The sequence below is a fragment of the Micromonospora sp. NPDC047548 genome (genome assembly GCF_040642975.1).
GTDB lineage: Bacteria > Actinomycetota > Actinomycetes > Mycobacteriales > Micromonosporaceae > Micromonospora.
On sequence record NZ_JBEYTI010000009.1, the window covers coordinates 82,268 to 102,832 of the forward strand.

The following is a 20,565-nucleotide window of genomic DNA, read 5'->3' on the forward strand; positions in this document are numbered from 1 at the left end:
ACTTTTCGCACCGCGTTCACCACCGGGCCCAGCCGTCACGCTCCGCGACCAGCTCGGCGGCACCGCCGACGCCACCCGCTGATGACCTGTGGAGCCAGCCCTCGGGCGCGTAGCCCGACACCGAGCACCACCACCTCCTCCAACACCGGCGGCAGCACGGCGAGGAGCAGGAGCGGGGCCGATCGGCGCCATGTCGAACCCACGTCCAGTCCCCGCCCGCCCGCTCGGGAATCGCACCGCCAGGGGGCACGAAGTGTGGTCGCCCGACTCCGTTGCGCGACGGCGTCGGAGCGCATCGCGTGGCGTCCACCGCGTCGCATGGCAACCTGTCGTACTCCTCGGGCAGGATGCACAACGTGTGCCCTGCCCGAGACGACCAGCTGACCGGAGCCCGCCGATGACCGACGACCCGCTCGACGGCCCCGGCACGGCGGTCGGCCGGGTGCTCGGCACCGCCGACGCCACCCCGCTGCAGTTCTGGACCGCCGTCTCCCCCGACAGCTACCTCCAGCTCGACGACGTGGTCGTCACCCGGCGTGAGCTGCCCGACCGGGAGCCGGTCACCATCGCCGGGGTGGTCACCCAGGTCCGGGCCCGGCACGAGGGCGCCCAGTTCGACTCGGACGTGTTCGCCATCGCCGACGGCACCCTCCCCGCCCAGGTGCAGGAGGCCGCCGAGGTCACCACGACCCGGGTCGACCCGGAGTTCTACGTGCCGCCCACGCCGGGCGCGGCGGTCTACCGGGCCGAGGGCGACGCCCGGGCGCGGGCGCTGCACTTCGACCGGATGGAGCGGCGCATCCCGATGGGCATGGGCCGCGACGGGGTCCCGGTCTACCTCAACGCCGACTTCCTCGACGGCAGCCGGGGCGCGCACGTCTCCATCTCCGGCATCTCCGGCGTGGCCACCAAGACCAGCTTCGCCACCTTCCTGCTCTACTCGGTCTTCCGCTCCGGGGTGCTCGGCGGCGACGCGGTCAACGCCAAGGCGCTGATCTTCAACGTCAAGGGCGAAGACCTGCTCTTCCTCGACCACCCGAACGCCCGGCTCGACGACCCCACCCGCGCCGCGTACGCGAAGCTCGGGCTGGACGCCGGCGCCTTCCCCGACGTGCGGGTGTACGCCCCGCCCCGGGTCGGCGACTCCTCCGGCACGCCGGACGTGAGCAGCCGGCTCACCGGCGTGGACAGCTTCTACTGGACGCTGAGCGAGTTCTGCGCCGACCGGCTGCTGCCGTACGTCTTCGCCGACGCCGACGACGAACGCCAGCAGTACACGATGGTGGTCCACTCGGTCGCCGCCCACCTGGCCCGGTACGCGCAGCCCGCCGACGGCGGGGTGAGCGTCGACGGGGTCCGGCTGGGCTCGTACGCCGACCTGGTCGACCACATCGTCGAGCAGCTCAACGACGACGAGACCCGCGGCGACTGGGCGGGCAGCGCGGTCGGCCTGGGCACGGTCAACGCCTTCGCCCGCCGGCTGATCGGCAGCAAGAAGGACCTGGGCCGGCTGATCCGCGGCGACCTGGCCACCCGCCGCCCGCACAGCATCAACACCGCCGAGAGCGCCCAGGTCACCGTGGTCGACCTGCACAACCTGCCGGACCGCGCGCAACGCTTCGTGGTCGGCGTCACGCTCAAGAGCGAGTTCGAGCGCAAGGAGAAGGCCGGCACCGCCAAGCCGCTGCTCTTCGTCGTCCTCGACGAGCTCAACAAGTACGCCCCGCGCGAGGGCTCCTCCCCGATCAAGGAGGTGCTGCTGGACATCGCCGAGCGGGGCCGCTCGCTCGGGGTGATCCTGGTCGGCGCGCAGCAGACGGCCAGCGAGGTGGAGCGCCGCATCGTCACCAACTCAGCGATCCGGGTGGTCGGCCGGCTCGACCCGGCCGAGGCGTCCCGCCCCGAGTACGGTTTCCTCCCGCCGGCCCAGCGCCAGCGGGCGCTGCTGGCCAAGCCCGGCACCATGTTCGTCAACCAGCCGGACATCCCGGTCCCGCTCTGCCTGGAGTTCCCGTTTCCCGCCTGGGCGACCCGGGTCTCCGAGGCGGGCCGGCCCCCCTCGCAGACGTTGCGCTCGATCACCCAGTCGGCCGACCCGTTCGCGGTGGTCGGCTCGGGTGCCGGCGACGACGACATCCCGTTCTAGGGGGCAGCCATGAAGATCCTGCACACCTCGGACTGGCACGTCGGCAAGGTGCTCAAGGGGCAACCCCGCGCCGAGGAGCACAAGCAGGTGCTGGCGGGGGTCATCGAGATCGCCCACGACGAGCGCCCCGACCTGGTGATCGTCGCCGGCGACCTCTACGACACCGCCGCCCCCACCCCGGAGGCGACCCGGCTGGTCACCCGGGCGCTGACCGCGCTGCGACGCACCGGCGCCGACGTGGTGGCGATCGGCGGCAACCACGACAACGGCCAGGCCCTGGACGCGCTGCGGCCGTGGGCCGAGGCGGCCGGCATCACGCTGCGCGGCAGCGTCCGGGACAACCCGGCCGAGCACGTCATCGAGGGCGCCACCCGCGACGGCGAGCGCTGGCAGCTGGCCGCGCTGCCCTTCCTGTCCCAGCGGTACGCCGTCCGCGCGGTGGAGATGTACGAGCTGACCGCCGCCGAGGCCACCCAGACGTACGCCGACCACCTGGGCCGGGTCCTCGCCCGGCTCACCGAGGGGTTCACCGAGCCCGACCGGGTGCACCTGGTCACCGCCCACCTGACCGTGGTCGGGGCGAGCACCGGCGGCGGCGAGCGGGACGCGCACACCGTGCTCGGCTACGCCGTGCCAACGACGGTCTTCCCGGGCAACGCCCACTATGTCGCGCTGGGCCACCTGCACCGCTCGCAGCGGGTGATCGGGCCCTGCCCGATCCGCTACAGCGGCAGCCCACTGGCGGTGGACTTCGGCGAGCAGGAGAACGTCGCATCGGTGACGCTGGTGGAGGTCACCGCCCGCACCGCCGCGCAGGTCCGCGAGGTGCCGGTGCCGGCGGCGGTGCCGCTGCGCACCGTCCGCGGCACCCTCGCCCAGCTGGCCGAGCTGACCCCGCCCGAGGGCTGGCTGCGGGTGTTCGTCCGCGAGCAGCCCCGGGCCGGCCTGCGCGAGGAGGTGCAGGAGCTGCTCCCCCGCGCGCTGGAGATCCGGATCGACCCGGAGCTGGTCCCGGCGCCGGGCAGCGGCACCCGGGTCGCCCAGCGGGCCGGCCGCTCCCCCCGCGAACTCTTCGCCGACTACCTGGGCAGCCGGGGCCACGACGACGACGGCGTGCGGGAGCTCTTCGACGAGCTCTTCGAGGAGGTCGATCGCTGATGCGCCCGATGCGCCTGGACATGGCGGGCTTCACCGTCTTCCGCGACGAGACCACGGTCGACTTCACCGACGCCGACTTCTTCGCGCTGGTCGGCCCAACCGGCTCCGGCAAGTCGACGGTGCTGGACGCGATCTGCTTCGCCCTCTACGGCACGGTCCCCCGCTGGGGCGGCGCGCGGGGCCTGGCGAACGCCCTCGCCCCGTCGGCCACCGAGGCGCGGGTCCGGCTGGTCTTCGAGTCCGCCGGCTCCCGCTACGTGGCCACCCGGGTGGTCCGCCGGGACGGCCGGGGCAACGTCAAGACGGCCAACGCCGGGTTGCAGCTGATGCCGGCCGGCTTCGACGTCACCAAGCTGGACACCGGGCTGAGCCCGGAGGACCTGGGCGAGGTGGTCGCCGGGACGCCGGCCGAGATGGAGCAGGCGGTGCTGGAGGCGGTCGGGCTGCCGTACGAGCAGTTCACCTCCTGCGTGGTGCTGCCGCAGGGGCAGTTCGCCGACTTCCTGCACGCCAAGCCGGCCACCCGCCAGCAGATCCTGGTCAACCTGCTCGGCCTCGGCGTCTACGAGGAGGTGCAGAAGCGCGCCACCGAGCGGGCCGGGCAGGCCGAGGCCGGGCTGGCCGCGGTGGACAAGGTGCTCGCCGGGCTGACCGGCGTCGACGATGCGGCCCTGGCCGCCGCGACCGCGCAGGTCGACCGGATGCGCGAGCTGTCCGGGGCGGTCGGATCCGCCGTGCCCGAGCGGGACGGTGCGCGGGCGGCGGCCCGGGCGGCGACGGCGGCGCTGGCCGCCCTCGACGCCGACCTGGCCGGACTGGCCGGGGTGCGGGCGCCGGACGGGGTCGCCGAGGTGGCCCGGGCCGTGGCCACCGCCCGGGCCGCGGCCGACGAGACGGCGACCGCGGTGACGCTGGCCGAGGAGCGCGAGGAGAAGCTGCGCGGCGAGCTGGCCGGCGCCGGCGACGAGAGCACGCTGCGGCTGCTGCTGCGGGCGTACGCCGACCGGGAGCGGCTGACCGGCGAGGCCGAGACGGTCCGCGCGGCGGTCGCCGTGGCGCGGCGGGAGCACGACGCGGCGGTGGCGGCCCTCGCGGCGGCGCGGGAGGCGGCGGCCCGGGCCGACGCGGAGCTGGAAGCGGCGTTCCGCGCCCACGAGGAGGCCAAGGCCACCGACCAGGCCGTCGCCCTGCGGGCACACCTGGCCGACGGCGGCACCTGCCCGGTCTGCGAGCAGACCGTGGCGCGGGTGCCGGCGGTGCCGGTGGGCTCGGCGGTGGCCGCGGCGACCGCCGCCGGGAAGGCGGCGCGGGCGGCCAGCAAGGCGGCCCAGGCACTGGTGCAGGAGCGCGACGCGGCGGCCCGCGACCTGGAGCGGGTGCTGGTGCGCGCCCGCGCCCAGCACGACCAGCTGGCCGCCCGGCTGTCCGAACTGGACGCCCAGCTCGCCGACGCGGCGGCCCCGGCGGCGCTGCGCGCGGCGCTGGACGAGCACGCCCGGCTGCGGCGGGCCCTCGACGAGGCGGCGGGGGCGGTGCGCGCCGGCCGGGATGCCGCCCGGCGGGCCCGCGGCGCGCTGGACGCGGCGCAGGAGCGGTTGCGCGCCGCCTGGCGCGGCTTCGACACCGCCCGGGACGGGCTGGCCCGCTTCGGTCCGCCGGCCACCGACCGGGACGACGTCGCCGCCGCCTGGACCACCCTGGTCGACTGGGCCGCCGGGCAGGCGGAGCAGCGGCGGGCGCAGCGGGTCGGGCTGGCCGCGTCGGTGGCCGAGGCGGAGGCGGCCGCCGAGGCCGTCGAGGACCGGATCGCCGGCCTGCTGACGGCCGTCGGGCTGCCCCCCGCCGACGACCCGGTCCACGCGGTCGCGGTCGCCCGGGAACGGGCCGAGGCGGATCGGCGCCGGCTCGAGGAACGCCGCGAGCAGGCCGGTGAGCTGCGCCGGCAGCGGGACGAGCACGAGCGGCAGGCGCGCACGGCGCGGGCGCTGGCCGGGCACCTGCGGGCCAACAACTTCGAGCGGTGGCTGCTCGCCGAGGCGCTCGACCTGCTGGTCGACGGCGCCTCCGGGATCCTGCGCGAGCTGTCGAACGGCCAGTACGACCTGGTCCACGACAAGGGCGAGTTCTCCGTGGTCGACCACCACGACGCGGGGCTGCGCCGGGGGGTGCGCACCCTCTCCGGCGGCGAGACGTTCCAGGCGTCGCTGGCGCTGGCGCTGGCGCTGTCCGAGCAGCTGGCCGGGATGTCCACCACCGCCGCCAGCCTGGAGTCGATCGTGCTGGACGAGGGCTTCGGCACCCTCGACGCGGCCACCCTGGACACGGTGGCCGCCACCCTGGAAAGCCTGGCCGCCCGGGGCGACCGGATGGTCGGCGTGGTCACCCACGTGCCGGCCCTGGCCGACCGGATCCCGGTCCGCTACGAGGTCCGCAAGGACGCCCGCACCGCCCGCGTCGAACGGACCGGCCTGTGAACGCGAGGAGTGCAGCGAAGCGGAGCCCCGCAGTCGCGAACGAAAGGCCAGCCCGGTGACCGGGCCACGGCTCTTCGTCGACGCCTGGGACCCGTCGTACGGGGCTTCCTTCGAGGCCTCGGTGGGCGGGCCGGCGGCGCCGAGCAGCGCCCAGGTCGAGGCGGACGTCGAGCTGCCGGCCGTGGACTGGCGGGCGATCGGCCCCCGCCCCGGCCTGCGGGCGCCGGACGTGGTACTGCTCGTCGACGGGGTACGCCGGATCGACGCCAGCGTCTGGACGGCCGAGGACGACGGCGCCTCGTTCCCCGGCATCGCCGCCTCGTACGCGGCCGGGGTGGTCCGCTGCGACCTGGAGCGGGGCGCGGCGGAGCTGGCCGGGGCGCAGGTCGGGCGCGGGCTGTTCACCGCCAGCCCGTCGGCGCGGGAGGTGGTGTGCGGGCGGGTCCGCTACCCGGTGCACCGGGTGGGCGGCACGGGCGAGCTGAGCAAGCTCCCGGCGGCCGTGCAGGCGCCGCTGACCGCGCTGGAGGTGGCGGTCTCCGACGCCGCGCGGGTGGACGGCGATCTGCTGGTGGTGGACGGGCCGCTGCGCAGCCGGCGGCAGTTGCCGCGCACCCTCGGCTACATCAAGACCCAGCACAGCCAGTACCTCGACGCCCGGCTCACCGCGGTGGTCACCGGGCTGCGCCCCGGCGAGCGATCACCGGTGTTCCGCCTCGGCACCGCCTGGGGCGGCTGGTCCTGGTATCTGCGCCTGCCGGTGGCGCTCGGCGCGCCCTGGGCCGGCATCGTGCGGATCGAGTGCTCGGCGGAGCTGCCGCCGGCGGAGGCGATCGCGCTGGCCGACCTGTCGCTGGTGACGCTGCCCCGGTTCGCCTCCTCGCCGTACAAGGACCCGCGCGCCCCGCAGAACCTGGTGCCGATCGCCGGGCTGGAGCGGCGGCTGCGCGCGCTGCTCGGCGACGCCCGGTTGCTGCACCGGGCGCTGACCATGGCCACCCGGGCCGGCGCGGCGGGTCGCTGATGGGTCGCCGCCGTGGCGACGACCGGATCGTCGCGCCGGTCGACACCGGCCGGGCCGAGCTGGTGCCGGACCCGGACCGGCCCCGCTCGTGGACGCTGCTGCTGGACGGCGCCCCACAGTCGCACGTGGACCTGGCCGACCCGACGCACCTGGAGTTCGAGTACGTCCGCCGCATCGGCGCGGCACTCGACCTGCTCGCCCCGGCCGGAACGCCGCTGCGGGTGCTGCACCTGGGCGGCGGCGCGCTGACCCTGCCCCGCTACCTCCAGGCCACCCGCCCCGGGTCCACGTCTCGGGTGTCCGAGGTGGACGCCGCGCTGGTCGAGCTGGTGCGGCGGGCGCTGCCCTGGCCCGCCGACCCTCGGCTGAAGGTCCGCGTGGCCGACGCCCGCGCCACCCTGACGTCCACCCGGGACGCCGCGTACGACGTGGTGGTCGCCGACGTCTTCGCCGGCGCGCGCACCCCGGCCCACCTCACCTCGGTCGAGTACGCCGCCGAGGTGGCCCGGGTGCTGGCCCCGTCCGGCTGGTACCTCGCCAACCTCGCCGACGGCCCGCCGCTGCGGCACGCCCGGGCCCAGGTCGCCACGGTCCGCGCGGTGCTGCCCCGGGCCTGCCTGGTCGGTGACGCGGCGGTGCTGCGTGGGCGCCGCTACGGCAACCTGGTGCTGGTCGCGGGCCGGGTCGAGCCGCCGGTGCCGGAGCTGACCCGGCGGGCCGCCGGGGACTGGTTCCCGGGTCGGGTGGTGGCCGGCGCGGAACTCGACCGGTTCGCCGGTGGCGCCCCGGTGGTGCGGGACGTCGACGCGACCGACTCCACCCCGCCGCCACCCGGAATTTTCTCGGTACGCCGTTGATCCGTTGAGCCGACCCGCACGTATCACGGGGCGGCCCTCCCCGTGGGCCGGCTGATGTCGTTGGACAGCAGGAGGTCTGCATGAGTGCGGTCGCGGCCGGTCTGCACGGAGAGATGGCCAGGACAGGGTGGATGTTCGCCCGGGTCCAGCCCCGGTCCCGTGCCTCGAGGTCCGCCGACCGCTAATCTGGCAGCCCAGCGGCGGCTGACACATTTGTCCACGGTCGACAGCACGACACCGCCGGTATCCGGGGAGAGGGGCGGCATGGCGGCGAAGCGGAGCCGAGCGCCCCTGCTGGTCGTACTCGCGCTGGCCGGCTCCCTCATCGGTGCCATGGGCGCGACAGCGGCCGCGCGGTGGCCCGTGGACGACGACCGTCCCGCGATCGCGGTGCCCGCCCAGTCCACCTCGCCGGCTCCCGCACCGCCCGCGCTGGTTCCGCTGACGGTGCTCACCTGGAACGCGTGCGCCAACGCCAGACAGCGCTGTCCCGCCGCCACCCGGCACCGGGAGCTCGCCGCCGCCATTGGTCAGGCGGCACGGAATCGCTCGGCGGACGTGCTGCTGCTGCAGGAGATGTGCGCCGACCTGCTGCCCGCGCTGGGAAGCAGCCTCGGCGCTGACTGGAAGGTGGACTTCCGCCAGGCCACGACGGCCGCGGTCAGGCGCGGCACACGCGTCAGCCGACCGGCCACCTGCGGGGCCGACGGAGGCCGGTACGGCCAGGCGGTGGCGGTGCGGGCTGCGGTCGCGCGGGGGGCCGGCGCGGCATCGCCCGTCCAGGCGTCGTGGCTGGTCCAGCTCCCGTCACCCGAACCCAGGAACAGCAGTTGGATGGAGCAGCGGTTCGCGGTGTGCGTCCGGTTGCGCGCGCCCCGGCTCCAGGTCTGTGGCGCCCACCTGTCAACGCCGGAACAGGATCCCGACGGTGGGATTCGGGCGGCGCAGGCCGCGCGGCTCGCCGCCGAGGCGCGCCGCGGCCGCGCACGGGGAAACCCGACCATCGTGGGCGGCGACCTCAACACCACCCCGGCCGCGACGGTGACCGGCAGGCGTCAGCTCGTCCTGCAACCGCTGTACGACCAGAGCGTCGACTGCGACCTGGGCCGGATGCAGGCGACGTTCGGCACGATCAAGATCGACTACCTGTTCTCCGGGCCCGGCATCAAGCCGCTCGGCTGCGAGGCTATCCAGGCACCGCTCTCCGACCACCGGATGCTGGCGGCCCGCTACGACCTCCACCCGAACCCGACCGGCGCCTGATCGGCGCAAGCCCGATCCGGACGGCGGGCGACGCGGCGTCCGGAGGTCACCGAGCCCGTCGGCCCGCTCCGGTAACCGGTCGGCCCCGGCAGAGACCGACACGGTGATCGTCGTCGACGTCAGCCGACCAGCGGCGGGCCGACGCCGCTGCGCGTGCGCAGGGTCAGCCGTTCTCCCATGGGCTGGGCACCGGGAAGTAGGTGTCCAGGAAGGGCGTGAGGACCGAAAGCTGGGCGGTCAGATCTTCCTCCGTGGAGAACGCGTCGTTCAGGCAGAAGACGTGGCGGTCCCGGCGGGCGAGCAGGTGCGCCAGGCGCGCCGGGGTGTCCGGGTTCGACAGCTCCGCGATGGTGTAGCTCAGGTCCCCCGGCACCGCCCGACCGGTGTGGAACGCGTAGTAGTGGTGCAGCGACGAGGCGATCGAGATGTCCGCCATGCTGCGGAAACGGTTGCCGGCGGTGACCCGGTGCGCGGCCGGGAAGGCGTCCTCGATCTCGTACAGCACGCTGCGTCGCAGCGCGTGGGGCATGTGCTTCATCTTCCGGGTGAGCACCGTGCCGAAGCGCTCGGCGATCAGCGCGCGATTGTTCTTCCCGGCGGCCGAGGAGGGGATGTCCTCCGCGGTCGGGGCGCCCGGCGGCACCAGGGCCGGCGACGGGAAGAACCGGGAGATGCCATTGGCCAGGAAGAAGTCGCTGGGCAGCACCTCGGCGCCGAGGAAGACGTCGTCGTTCAGGTAGAGGAAGTGCTCGGAGAGCCCGTCGGCGTGGTGCAGCTGACTCTCGATGGCGTGCGAGTTGTAGGTCGGCAACACGGACGGGTCGGCGAAGATCTCCCGGTGGCTGACCACCCGGATCCCCGACGCCGACGGCTCCAACCACTCCGGCACCTGGTCGTCGGTCACCAGATAGACCTGGCGCACCCAGGGCGCGTACTGGTGCAGCGACCGCAGCGAGTAGCGCAGTTCGTCGCGGCTGAGGAAGCGGGCCGCGCTCGCCGCCTCGGCGTGGTACGGGACGCCGGTGATCGCGGCGCGGCGGCGCAGCCACTCCGGGTCCGCGCCGTCCACCCAGGTGTAGACGACGTCGACCGGGAAGGCCACGTCGTGGGGCTGCCGTCCGGCGAACTCCTGCCGGGTTCGCGCGGTCGCCACGGCGGTGTGCGGCACCAGGCCGGTGAAGAGCGACTCGGACGTCAGCACCGGCGGCGCCGACACCTGGATCCGCTCGGCCACCGGGTTCGGCCGGGGGGCGACGAGCTCGTCGTCCTGCCGCGTCCAGAACTCGACCTCGCACCCGTACGCCTGGCCGAGCACGAGCCGGTGCCGGGGATCGGTCCGGTACCAGGTGAGCCGGACGACCGGAGCGTCCGCCACGCGGTCCCAGGTGCGCGGCTCGAAGCCGGCCGCCGGTGGCCGCTCGGCGTGAGCCCGCGGCACGGCGACGTAGCCGGGGACCCGGGCGCAGGCGGCGGCGAGCGCGGCGTACACCCGTTTCCGGTCCGCCTCGTCGACGGCGACCACCGATGCGCAATCGGTCCTGCCGCGGACGCGGAAGTAGGCCACTCCCGCCTCGTCGAGGGCCGCCGTGACGGCGGTCAGATTCCCCGCCCGGGCGCGCAGCGGGGTGAGTTCCGCGTCGACCCGGGCGATGCGGGGCGCGCGGTCGGCGGTGACGACCACCCGGTCGCCTCCGGCCAGTAACTGCGGCTGTCGCCTCGCCATCCGCTCGCCCCGGCGCCCGGTCACCGCGGTGTTACCGGACGCCCGCGCGACCCACTGCTTCAACTGGTGCCGGGCCCGCGGGCTCACCTTCGTCGCGATGGCGCGGCGGGTCTGCGGGCTCAGCACCCGGCGGTAGACGTCGACGAGCCCCGACGGCTCCGCGAGTGCCGGTGGGGTCTGCGACGGCGTCGGCTCGGGGTCGGTCACCGGTGTCCTCCTGGCCCGCCCGCGCCGGCCGCCGGCTCCCGCACGGGGACGGGTCGCCGACTCACCGCTGGGGGCCCGGCAGCGCGGCGATGGCGTCGGCGACCCGCTGGCAGTTGTTCCGGTCCTGGACAGCGAAGAAATCGGCTGCCCGGCGGGAGTACTCCTCCTCGCGGGCGCACCCGTTCTCCAGGTACGTGACGATCGCGTCCACGGTTTCCTCCGCGGTCACGCAGACCGGGCCGAACCCGTCCTCCCGGGCGTCGAAGTAGCCCTTCTTGTAACCGCCGATCGTGAAGAACTCCTCCTCGTCGAACTGGGCGTAGATCAGCGGGGTGCCGAGGTACGCGACGTCGAAGGCGGTGGACGAGTAGTCGGTGATGAACAGGTCACACTGGCGCAGAGCGTCCTGCACGGTGCGGGTCGTCTGGTCCGCCATGGCGAAGCAGTCGTCGGCCGGCACGACGTCGGTCAGCAGCGAGCGCATCTCGTAGTGCGGAAGGAACTCCAGCACAAAGCCGTGCTGGCGCAACGCCTGCCGCAACCGCTCGCTGCCGTACAGCTCCGCGATGAAGACCTGGTACGCCGATCCCTCGAAGGCGACCCGAGGTCGGGCGGAGCTGTTGTACGACGGGGTCACGAGGTACGTGCGCCAGGTGGGCATGAACAGGATCCGCCGCCTGCCCCGGTCGGGGACCAGCGCGTCGAACCGGGGCATGCCCGTGGTCTTCACCATGTCGCCGTAGTCGAGCTCCTTCGCCACGTACTCGGCCTCACGGTGGGCCGAGGCCACGAAGAGGTCGACGGACGTCCGGCCCCGGTGCAGGCCGGCGCTGACGTCCTTCTCGGTCACACCGTGCTGGAGGAAGACCCGGGACGAGGCGATCCGCCAGTTCAGGTGCTTCAGGAACGGTGAGCGCTCCCAACGCTCCGGCAACATGTATGCGTCGATGTCATACGAGTTGATCAGCTTGGTGGCGTGCAGCATCAGGAACTTGTGCCGGAAGGAGCCGTGGGTGACGACGTTGCCCAACCCCCGCAGCCGCTGCCGGTCGGGGCTGTCCTTCGCCAGCAGGTAGTAGACGTTCCGCCTGCGCTCCACCTGCCGGAGGTGGCGGAACAGGTGCGAGGAGTTGTCCTGCGCGGTGTCCGTGCGCTCGCCGACCAGCCACACGTCACGCCGGCTCATCAGCGGCGTGGTGAGCAGGCGGAGCAGGCGCTGCTTCCAGAAGGGTGCCCGGGAGGCGATGTGCCGCAGGTCCTTGCGCGCCATCAGTCGCCGCCACCGGCGCTGCCCCGCGGCACCGGCCTCCCGCCGCACCAGCAGCGCCGCGTTCTCCCGAGCGGTGAACGTGGGCAGCAGCCGGGTGTCGCCGGCCAGCTTCATCGTGGCGTCCCGCAGGAAGGCGGCGGAGATCAGGCACTGCCGGGACGCCTGGCCGGTCTCGGTCAGGAACACGAGCCGGAGGCTGTGCTGCCCGTTACGAAGCTTGCTCACCGGGATCTCCGCCGAGAAGCCGCTCCACTCCCGGTTGTCGTCGCCGGCCTTGAGGTCGGCCCGTCGTTCGACGGTGACCGGCGCGGTCAGGTTACTGCCCCGCACCCGCAGCCCGAGGGGCGTAGGCATCGGGCCGCGCATCGGCAAGCCGTTGATCACCATGTGCCCGGAGAGCTTGAGGACGTCACCCGAGGGCGAGAGCTTCGCCTGCTCGAGCCGCGCGCTCACGGCGGTCACCTTGGTCAGCGGCAGCAGCGCCGGGGTGACCGGGTAGTCGAGGTGGAGGTCACCACCGCAGGCGACAACACCCCGCACCCGCTCCCAGGGGCGCGCGAAGAGCTCGAAGTCGTAGGACTTGAAGGCCAGGTACGCCACCCGGTGCCGGGTGTCCAGCGTCCAACGCGCGATGAAGGACGGGTCGATGTCGTGGTAGATCCGACTGCACCGATCAAAGATCTTCCACAGGTCCGCGTCCTCGAAGATGTCGTGCGCGCGCATGGCGAAACCCTGGTAGCTGCGGACGAGGAAGCGCTCGAGCACCTCGCGGCGGAACACGTCCAGCTCGGGACGAAGGTCCGCGAGGGTCTCGCAGAGTTCCAGGTGGTCCCAGAAATTCTGTTCCCGTACGAACAGGTTGTCCATGATGGAGCTGCTGACCGCCCGCTTGCGGTACTGGTAGACGACCTCGTCGACCAGGGCGATCCGCTCCGCCTTGAGCAGCATGGGGATGGCCAGGAAGGCGTCCTCGAAGTGGACCCCCTCGCGGAACCGCAGGCCGTGGGCCCGGAGCTGGGCGAGGTCGTAGAGCTTGTGGCACGGGCCGGCGTCGAAGATCAGGTCGGGTGCGTCGACCACGGTCTCCAGGAGGCGGTCGCCCTTGCCGAAGGGCTTCTTCCAGAGGAAGGCGGTGGGCTTGGGGAACGTGTCCATGTCGCCGACGGCCATGCTCGCCTTGTTCGCCACGATCGCCTTGAGCAGCACCTCGATGGCACGCGGCGGCAGGATGTCGTCCGAGTCGACGAACGCGACGTACGGCGTGTCCGCCATGTCCAGTGCCCGGTTACGGGCGGCGCCCGGCCCGCTGTTCTCCTGCTGGATCGCGGTCACGTTCGGGTGCTCCGCGGCGAACTGCTTCGCCAGGATCACGGAACCGTCGGTGCTGCCGTCGTCCACCAGGATCACCCGGCACCGGTCGAACACGGTCTGCGCCGCGATCGACTCCAGTGTCTCGGGCAGGTAGTCCTCGACGTTGTAGACCGGGACGATGATCGTGACCTGGGGGGCAGGGCCTACCACACTGGGCTCCACTGGGGGTTCGCAGAGATGTTGACGAGCTGGTCGAAGCGTAATGTGCGACGGGAATCAGCCGTCCGGTTCACGTGTCCCGCCGCTCTCCCGGCCGCTCGGCGGGGTACGTTCCCCAGCCGGGCGACACAATGTCCTGCTGCGCCTCGCGGGTGGCGGCGATGCGCATCGAGGGCAGCGTGGGCGCGTCCAGTCGCGGACCGACCCGCAGCGGGGGCACAGTAGAGCCGTCCACCTGCCGCCCGAGGGCGGGCGTTGTCGGGGCATCCACCTGCCGGCCGTACCGATCAGCGCCGCGCGACTGCCGCCACAGCGCGCTGGCGCCCAGCTTCCGCCGATCGGCGACCACGTCGTCGGGCAGCTCGAACGGGGCGGGGAACGGCAGGTAGCGGGACAGGAAGTCGGCCAGCATCCGCTCCTGCTCGGGGAAGGCCTCCGAATCGGAGTCGGTGTCGTTGAGGCAGAACACGTCACGGTGCCGCCGGGCCAGCAGCTCGGAGAGGCGGGCGGGCGTCGAGGGGTGACCGACGTCCGCGTACTCGTATTCGATCTCGCCCGGGACCGCCTGCGCGGTCAGGTACGCCCAGTACTGATGCAGCGACGACGGGATCGACAGGTCCTCGTGGTGGCGGAACTGGTGCCGTGCCGTCGCGGTCACGTCCGCCCGCAACATCTGCTCGATCTGGTGCATGATGCCGCGCCGCAGCGCGAACGGGGTGTGCTTCATCTTCTGCGTGATGGTCACGCCGAACTGCCGCTGGATGTGCCGGCGGTTGTTCTTGCCGGCGGCGTTCACCGGCGGGTCGCTGGCTCTCGCCTCGCCCAGCCCGAACTGCGCCGGGGAGAGGAAGAACTTCGCGATCCCGTTGGCATGGAAGAAGTGGGTCGGCAGCAACGGCCGGCCCAGGAAGACGTCGTCGTTGAGGTAGAGGAAGTGTTCCGCCAGGCCCTCGATCCGGTGCAGCCGGGACTCGATGGCGTGCGAGTTGAACGACGATCGACCGCCGAGATCCGCGAAGAGTTCGGCGTGCGAGACCACCGTGATCATCGGGTGGGTCGGGTCGAGCCAACTCGGCAGCTGACTGTCGGTGACCAGGAAGATCCGTCGCAGCCAGGGCGCGAAGCTGTGCAGCGAACGCATGGAATACCGCAGTTCGTCGCGATTGTGGTAACGCGACGAGTTCGCGGCCACCGCGTGCCGCGCGGCGTCGGGGGCGCCGAGTGCGGCCATCTTGCGCTTGAGCCAGTCCGGATCCGAGCCGTCGACCCAGGTGTAGACCGCGTCGATCGGGAAGCCCACCCGGTCCGGCGCGCGGACGGTGAGATCACGGCGGGTGCGGTAGGTGTGGTCGTCCGCCTCGGGGACGAAGTGGCTGAGCAGAGCCGCGGCGACCCGGACCGGCTCCGCCCGGGCCGGCGCCTCGTCGATCACCGCGTTGTGCCGGGGCGCACGGACCATGTCGCCCACGCGGGTCCAGAACTCGATCTCGCAGGCGAACTGGGCGCCCAGGACCACGCCCGCCCGGGCGTCGGTCACCGGGAACCACACCTGGATCACCTCGGCCGGGGCCAGGTCCGGCTGGTTCCGCCCGGGTTGCACCTCCACGGTGCGCACGTGCGCCCCCGACAACGCCGGCGCGGAGCGGACCAGGCGACGCACGGCGTCCCGCTGGTCGAGCAGGATGGCCACCGAGCTGCGCAGGTAGTCGTCGTTGCGCAGGCAGTGGTGGTCGATGCCGGCCGATTCCAGGGCGGACGTGACGGCCATGAGGTTGCGGTGCCACATCTCCAGCGGGGTCGCCGCGGCGACCACCTCGGCCTCGGTGCGGACGCCGCCGTCGGTGGCCGTCACCCGGGAGCCGATCGGGTGCACCGTGTCACCGCCGCGCGGCCGGGTGAAGGTGCGCACGAGGCCGAGCCGCCGGTGTGCGGGAAGCAGGTTGAGCAGCCGGCGCCGGGCGGCGGGCGGGAGGAGGCGGTAGACGCGCAGGGCGATCATGCTGCTGGCCGGTCCGGTCGGACGGCCGCCTCAATGGCGACCATCGTCAGTGCTGGTGGTGGCGGGGCGATAAGCCGGACACGACGTGCTCCGGCCCAACAACCGCACCAGCAGTCATCACCGCACGCCTTTCTCCGCAGCCCCCGGTGCGCTGCCGGACGAGTCGGACGAGGACCGGCGGTGAGTCGGTCTCCTGGCCACCAGTGATCCTCGTGATCTCGTACCGGCGGCCGTGTCCCGTGACGGGACTCCGGCCAGCGCAGGTGGGATGTTAGCAGCGAATTCACCTGCAAGAAATCAAGGAATCAGCGGAACCGGGCCGGACTCGGGCCGCTATGTTGGATAGAGAAGCATTTGTATCAATTGCCGGAAAAATTCTGGCCGTTCAGGTGGTGGATCACACCGGGGCGGGCAGCCGGAAACTGGCCGGGCAGCTCTCCCGCCGCACCGTCGAGCACGCGTCTCTTCCACGGGGTGACGACCCGAGGTGGCACAGTGGGTTGGTGACCGAGACCGAACCCGCCGCGCGCCGGGCACTGCGCCCGCCCGCCGACTACCGGCTGGCCGCCTCCGTCCGGTCGCTCACCTTCAGCCCGTACGACCCGTGCGCGCGGATCGCCGCCGGCACCTTCTGGTACGCCACCCGCACCCCGGCCGGGCCGGCCACCCTGGCGCTGCGCGCCGCCGGCGGAGAGCTGCTGGCCGAGGGGTACGGCCCCGGGGCCGACCGGGTCGTCGAGCACGCCGACGCGATCGCCGGGCTGCGCGACGACCTGACCGGGTTCGCCGAGCTGGCCGCCGCGCACCCGCTGGTGGCCCGGCTCGCCGCCCAGCACCGGGGGCTGCGGATGCCGGCCACCGGCCAGGTCTTCCCCCGGCTGCTGCGGGCGGTCTTCGAGCAGAAGGTGACCGGCAAGGAGGCGTGCCGGGCGTACGCGGCGACCGTGCGGCACTTCGGCGAGCCGGCGCCCGGCCCGATGCAGCCGCTGCTGCTGCCGCCCGGGCCGGAGGTGGTGGCCGCCGCGCCGTACTGGGTGTTCCACCCGTTCGGGGTGGAGCAGCGCCGGGCCGACACGCTGCGCCGGGCCGCCGCCGTCGCCGACCGGCTGGAACGCTGCGCGGACAGCGCCGCGGCCACCCGGCGGCTGACCTCGATCGCCGGCATCGGCCCGTGGACCGCCGCCGAGGTGGTCCGGATCACGTACGGCGACCCGGACGCGGTCAGCGTCGGCGACTACCACGTGCCGAACACGGTCGCCTGGGCCCTCGCGGGCGAGGCGCGCGGCGACGACGCCCGGATGCTGGCCCTGCTGGAGCCGTTCCGGGGGCACCGGGGGCGGGTCTGCGCTCTGCTGGAGGCCGCCGGGATCCAGGCGCCGAAGTTCGGGCCGCGCGCGCCGATCCGCTCCTTCGCCCGCTTCTGAGCCTCCGGCCGTAGCGGTCCCGGCCGTCGCGGTCCCGGCCGTCGCGGTCCCCCGGGGCCGGGCGGCGTCGTGCCCGGCTGCGTGGTGGCCCGGTCAGCGCCGGGCGCAGAGGCGACGCACAGTGCGGGCGAGCCAGTGCGCGTACCCGTGCTGGACGGCCCGGCCGACGGGCCCGGCGGCGCACGTGAACCAGCGGTCCGGCCGGCTGAACGCGGTCACCTCGAACCAGACCGCGCCGGCGTCGTCCCGGGTGACCAGGAACGCCTCCTCGCCGCGCTCGGGGTGCCCCGGCAGCGTGCCGTAACCGAAACCGGCGCGCCGGTCGCCGGACTCGGCCCAGACCACCTCGCACGGGCCCCAGATCCGCAGCGGCCCGACGCCCAGGCCGGGCGTGACCCGTACGCCCGGCTCGGCCCGGGGCGCGTCGGTGCGCATCCGTACCCCGGCCGCCCGGTGCAGCCGCCAGGTCAGCACGGCCTCGGCCGCGACGGCGAAGCACCCGTCGGGCAGCCGGTACCGGTGCCGCAGGTGGTGCCAGCCGGCCGGCAGCCGCCCCTGCCGGGTGGCGCCCACCTCCGGGTACGTCAGCTCGGACACGCCGTCCAGCCTAGGGCTGCGACGGCAGCTGTGGCGGGTGGCCGCGTTGGCGGTAGTGGCTGGCAGGTGTCCGCGGCGCCGCGGCCCGTCATCGGTGCACCCCGGGGATCGCCAGGGCCGTCAGCGCGGCGCCGGCGAAGACCCGACGATGGCTGCCAGTTGGGCTCGAGAGGTGATACCCAGCTTGGGAAACGCCTTGTAGAGGTGGTAGCCGACGGTCCGCGGGCTCACATAGAGCTGGGCGGCGATGTCCCGGTTGGAGGCGCCACCGGCCGCCAGCCGCACGACCTGGCGTTCCTGAGGCGTCAGTACGCTGAGCGGGTCGTGCGCCCTGCGCGGCGCCGCCGGCACGTCCCCGGTTGCGCGTAGCTCCACCCGGGCGCGCTCGGCCCAGAGCTTCGCACCGAGCCGGTCGAAGATCTCCAATGCGCCGCGCAGCTGTGCGCGGGCGTCCGCCCGTCGGCGGGCCCGTCGCAGCCGTTCGCCGTAGGCGAGCTGCGTCCTCGCCTGCTCGTACGACTGAGCGTCCCCATGGAGGCGTACGCCATTCCTGAAGTGTGCCTCATCTCCTTCGACGAGGGCGCGGCAGCGCAGGGCGATCGCGTCCGACGACGGCTGGCGGACGTGCCGTGCCCAGGCCAGGTAGCGGGCAAGCGGCTCCTTCGCCCGCTCCGGCAGCCCGCTGCGGATGGCTGCCTCGACCTGGTCCGCGGCGGAGAGGAGGCCGATGCCCGTCGGCGGGACGGCCTCCAGCTGCCCGAGGGCAGCCTCCGGACGACCCAGGCCGAGTTCGAGCAGGCCGAGTGCCCAGCGCCCGGTGGCCGCCGCGAGCGCAAGTCCCTGGTTGTCGGCTCTGGCCAGGCCTTCCTCGGCCTTCGCGCGACATCCCTGCACATCGCCTTGCAGCGCGAGGATCCAGGCGAGGGAGCACCTGAGGTGGCTGACCCGGTGCTCGTGACCCAGCTCGGTCGCCAGCCGTAGTCCTGCGGTCAGGGCCTCCATGGCCTCGCCGTACCGGCAGAGCCAGCCCAGCGCGAGTCCGTGGTCCTGGAGCGCGAAGGCCAGCCAGCCGATCATCCCGCTCTGCTGGCAGTCCGCCACGACCTGCCGGGTGATCTGCTCGCAGCGCGCCGCACGGCCCAGCGGCAGGCAGAGCAGGGCGGTGAAGGTCAGTCCAGGCACCGCCAACCCGGCAGGCGCGGGTACGTCGAGCGCCTCGCCCATGAGCTTGATCCCACCGCCGATGTCACCGCTCAACAGGTGGGCCAGCCCGAGCGCCCCGCTGACCAGCGGCGAGTCGACCTCGGGGAGCGCGCGGAGGCTCGCGGCGGCCTCCTCCGCCAGCCGCGTGTCACCGGCGAACCAGGCGCAGCGGACAGCCTCCACCAGCATCCAGGTGGCCCGCTCGGGGGATCGGGTCGCCACGGGGTGGACGCCGTCCATGATGATCCGCCCGGCCGCGAGCGGGGTGCCCAGCTCGAATTCGCGATGGGCGCGTACCTGGACCAGCGCACTGATCATGTTCGGGTCGTCCACGTTGGGCGTGGCGCGGTCAGCGAGCGCGGCGGCACGACTCATCAGGCCGGCGTCACTCGCTGCCAGCGCGGCGGCGGCCAGCCGTTCCGATTGTCGTACCGGCTCGACGGTCAACTCGGCGGCCCGCTCGTAGGCGGTCGCGATCGCGGCGTGGCCACCACGGGTACGTGCCCGCTCCGCCGCTTGCTCCAACTCCCGCGCGACGTGCTCATCAGGACCGAGCGCGGTGGTGGCCAGGTGCCAGGCCCGCCGGTCGGCGGCATCGGTGGCGGCGGAACGGGCGAGGGCGTCGGCAAGGGCGCGATGTGCGGCGAGGCGACGGGTGACCGGTTCGCTCTGGTACGCGGCAGCCCTGATCAAGGGATGGCGGAAACCGACAGTCGTCCCGTTGATCTCGATCAGGCGGCTCCGCTCGGCTGCCTCCAGGCCCTGGAGGGAGGCACCGGCGCCTACCAGCGCCGCAAGCTCACCAGACCCGTCCGCCGCCGCGATCAGCAACGCGGTCCGCGCGGACTCGGACAGCGTGGCTATCTGTGCGCGGAATGCCTCCCGGACCCGATCGGCGACGGGCATCGTCCCCACCGGGGACAGTCGCCCCGCTCGCTGGTCCGCGCTGAGTGCGGCGGGCAGTTCGATGAGCGCCAGCGGGTTGCCGTCCGACTCGTCGATGAGGCGCTCTCGCACCTGCGGTGGAAGGCCGGCGGGAAGCAGGGCGCCGGCTGCTGCCCGGTCCAGCCCGCCCAGCCGGAGCTCGGGCAGCCCCGCGGCCTGGAATCCCGCGCGGGCGGCGAAGATCATAACGACGCCTTCCGCCTCGAGGCGGCGGGCGGCGAACAGCAGCGCGTCGATGGACGCCTGATCGAAGCACTGCGCGTCGTCGATGAGGCAGAGCAGCGCGCCATCCCCGGCGAGCTCGGCGAGCAGGCTCAGCGTGGCCAGCCCGACCAGGAACCGGCTGCTTCCTGGAACGATGTCGCCCAGCCCCAGGGCGCCGCTGAGCGCGGTGGCCTGCGCGTCGGGCAGCGCGTGGATCCGGTCGAGGTTGGCACGCAGGAGCAGGTGGAGTGCGGCGAAGGGCAACATGGCCTCGGACTCGACACCGGCCCCGCGCACCACTCGCATGCCCGCTGCCCGCCCGGCCGCATCGTCCAGGAGCGCGGACTTGCCGATCCCCGCCGGGCCCCGGATGACCAGGGCCCCGCTCCGGCCGGTCCTGGCCTCGGCCAGGAGCCGTTCGATCGTCGCCTGCTCTCCAGTCCGTCCGTGCAGCACGCTCAGGAAGCTACCGTCACGATGACTGATTCGGCCCGGTGCGGACCTCCGTAGCTTCGTGATCACACGCACGTCAGCACCACGA

At 73.6% G+C, this 20,565-nt stretch carries 12 protein-coding genes; 7 read left to right on the top strand and 5 right to left on the bottom strand.

Features of this window, described 5'->3' with window-relative positions; genetic code table 11:
* Positions 1-397 precede the first annotated feature (397 nt).
* The 6 genes from ABZ807_RS12470 to ABZ807_RS12495 all read left to right on the top strand — a co-directional run bounded on the left by ABZ807_RS12470 (position 398) and on the right by ABZ807_RS12495 (position 8,922).
* The gene (locus ABZ807_RS12470) at positions 398-2,146 is read left to right on the top strand and encodes an ATP-binding protein (RefSeq protein WP_357155775.1); all 1,749 of its coding nucleotides are present in this window, start codon (positions 398-400) and stop codon (positions 2,144-2,146) included.
* Between the two features lie 9 nt (positions 2,147-2,155).
* Positions 2,156-3,304, top strand: coding sequence for an exonuclease SbcCD subunit D (locus ABZ807_RS12475; protein ID WP_357155777.1), 1,149 nt, complete (start codon positions 2,156-2,158; stop codon positions 3,302-3,304).
* The gene (locus ABZ807_RS12480; protein ID WP_357155779.1) at positions 3,304-5,778 is read left to right on the top strand and encodes an SMC family ATPase; all 2,475 of its coding nucleotides are present in this window, start codon (positions 3,304-3,306) and stop codon (positions 5,776-5,778) included. The genes ABZ807_RS12475 and ABZ807_RS12480 overlap by 1 nt, the downstream gene beginning before the upstream one ends.
* A gap of 55 nt (positions 5,779-5,833) precedes the next feature.
* On the top strand, positions 5,834-6,802 hold the full coding sequence (locus tag ABZ807_RS12485; protein ID WP_357155781.1) for a hypothetical protein: 969 nt from the start codon (positions 5,834-5,836) through the stop codon (positions 6,800-6,802).
* Positions 6,802-7,659, top strand: coding sequence for a fused MFS/spermidine synthase (locus ABZ807_RS12490; RefSeq protein ID WP_357155783.1), 858 nt, complete (start codon positions 6,802-6,804; stop codon positions 7,657-7,659). The genes ABZ807_RS12485 and ABZ807_RS12490 overlap by 1 nt, the downstream gene beginning before the upstream one ends.
* A 264-nt stretch (positions 7,660-7,923) precedes the next feature.
* Complete coding sequence (locus ABZ807_RS12495; RefSeq protein ID WP_357155785.1) at positions 7,924-8,922, top strand: endonuclease/exonuclease/phosphatase family protein; 999 nt, start codon at positions 7,924-7,926, stop codon at positions 8,920-8,922.
* 163 nt (positions 8,923-9,085) lie between these two features.
* Here the strand turns inward: ABZ807_RS12495 and ABZ807_RS12500 are convergent, their stop codons facing one another.
* From ABZ807_RS12500 to ABZ807_RS12510, 3 genes are all read right to left on the bottom strand, one after another.
* Complete coding sequence (locus ABZ807_RS12500) at positions 9,086-10,852, bottom strand: stealth family protein (protein WP_357155787.1); 1,767 nt, start codon at positions 10,850-10,852, stop codon at positions 9,086-9,088.
* A gap of 61 nt (positions 10,853-10,913) precedes the next feature.
* Positions 10,914-13,643, bottom strand: a complete 2,730-nt coding sequence (locus tag ABZ807_RS12505; protein ID WP_357155789.1) for a CDP-glycerol glycerophosphotransferase family protein — start codon at positions 13,641-13,643, stop codon at positions 10,914-10,916.
* A gap of 79 nt (positions 13,644-13,722) precedes the next feature.
* Positions 13,723-15,651, bottom strand: a complete 1,929-nt coding sequence (locus ABZ807_RS12510) for a stealth family protein (protein WP_357155791.1) — start codon at positions 15,649-15,651, stop codon at positions 13,723-13,725.
* Between the two features lie 503 nt (positions 15,652-16,154).
* Here ABZ807_RS12510 and ABZ807_RS12515 point away from each other — a divergent pair.
* Positions 16,155-17,075: a DNA-3-methyladenine glycosylase 2 family protein gene (locus ABZ807_RS12515; RefSeq protein WP_357155793.1), complete on the top strand. Its 921-nt coding sequence runs from the start codon at positions 16,155-16,157 to the stop codon at positions 17,073-17,075.
* 93 nt (positions 17,076-17,168) lie between these two features.
* On the opposite strand, the gene ABZ807_RS12520 is transcribed toward ABZ807_RS12515, so the two are convergent.
* Both ABZ807_RS12520 and ABZ807_RS12525 read right to left on the bottom strand, forming a co-directional pair.
* Entirely contained in the window at positions 17,169-17,672 is a 504-nt protein-coding gene (locus ABZ807_RS12520) for a DUF1990 domain-containing protein (RefSeq protein WP_357155795.1), read from the bottom strand.
* Positions 17,673-17,792: 120 nt separating this feature from the next.
* The gene (locus ABZ807_RS12525) at positions 17,793-20,480 is read right to left on the bottom strand and encodes a LuxR C-terminal-related transcriptional regulator (RefSeq protein ID WP_357155797.1); all 2,688 of its coding nucleotides are present in this window, start codon (positions 20,478-20,480) and stop codon (positions 17,793-17,795) included.
* Positions 20,481-20,565: the final 85 nt, after the last annotated feature.

Bases quoted from the DNA above. Each gene is read 5' to 3' on its own strand.
- ABZ807_RS12510 (WP_357155791.1), bottom strand. From the start codon at position 15,651: ATGATCGCCCTGCGCGTCTACCGCCTCCTCCCGCCCGCCGCCCGGCGC.
- ABZ807_RS12480 (WP_357155779.1), top strand. From the start codon at position 3,304: ATGCGCCCGATGCGCCTGGACATGGCGGGCTTCACCGTCTTCCGCGAC.
- ABZ807_RS12495 (WP_357155785.1), top strand. From the start codon at position 7,924: ATGGCGGCGAAGCGGAGCCGAGCGCCCCTGCTGGTCGTACTCGCGCTG.
- ABZ807_RS12470 (WP_357155775.1), top strand. From the start codon at position 398: ATGACCGACGACCCGCTCGACGGCCCCGGCACGGCGGTCGGCCGGGTG.
- ABZ807_RS12475 (WP_357155777.1), top strand. From the start codon at position 2,156: ATGAAGATCCTGCACACCTCGGACTGGCACGTCGGCAAGGTGCTCAAG.
- ABZ807_RS12490 (WP_357155783.1), top strand. From the start codon at position 6,802: ATGGGTCGCCGCCGTGGCGACGACCGGATCGTCGCGCCGGTCGACACC.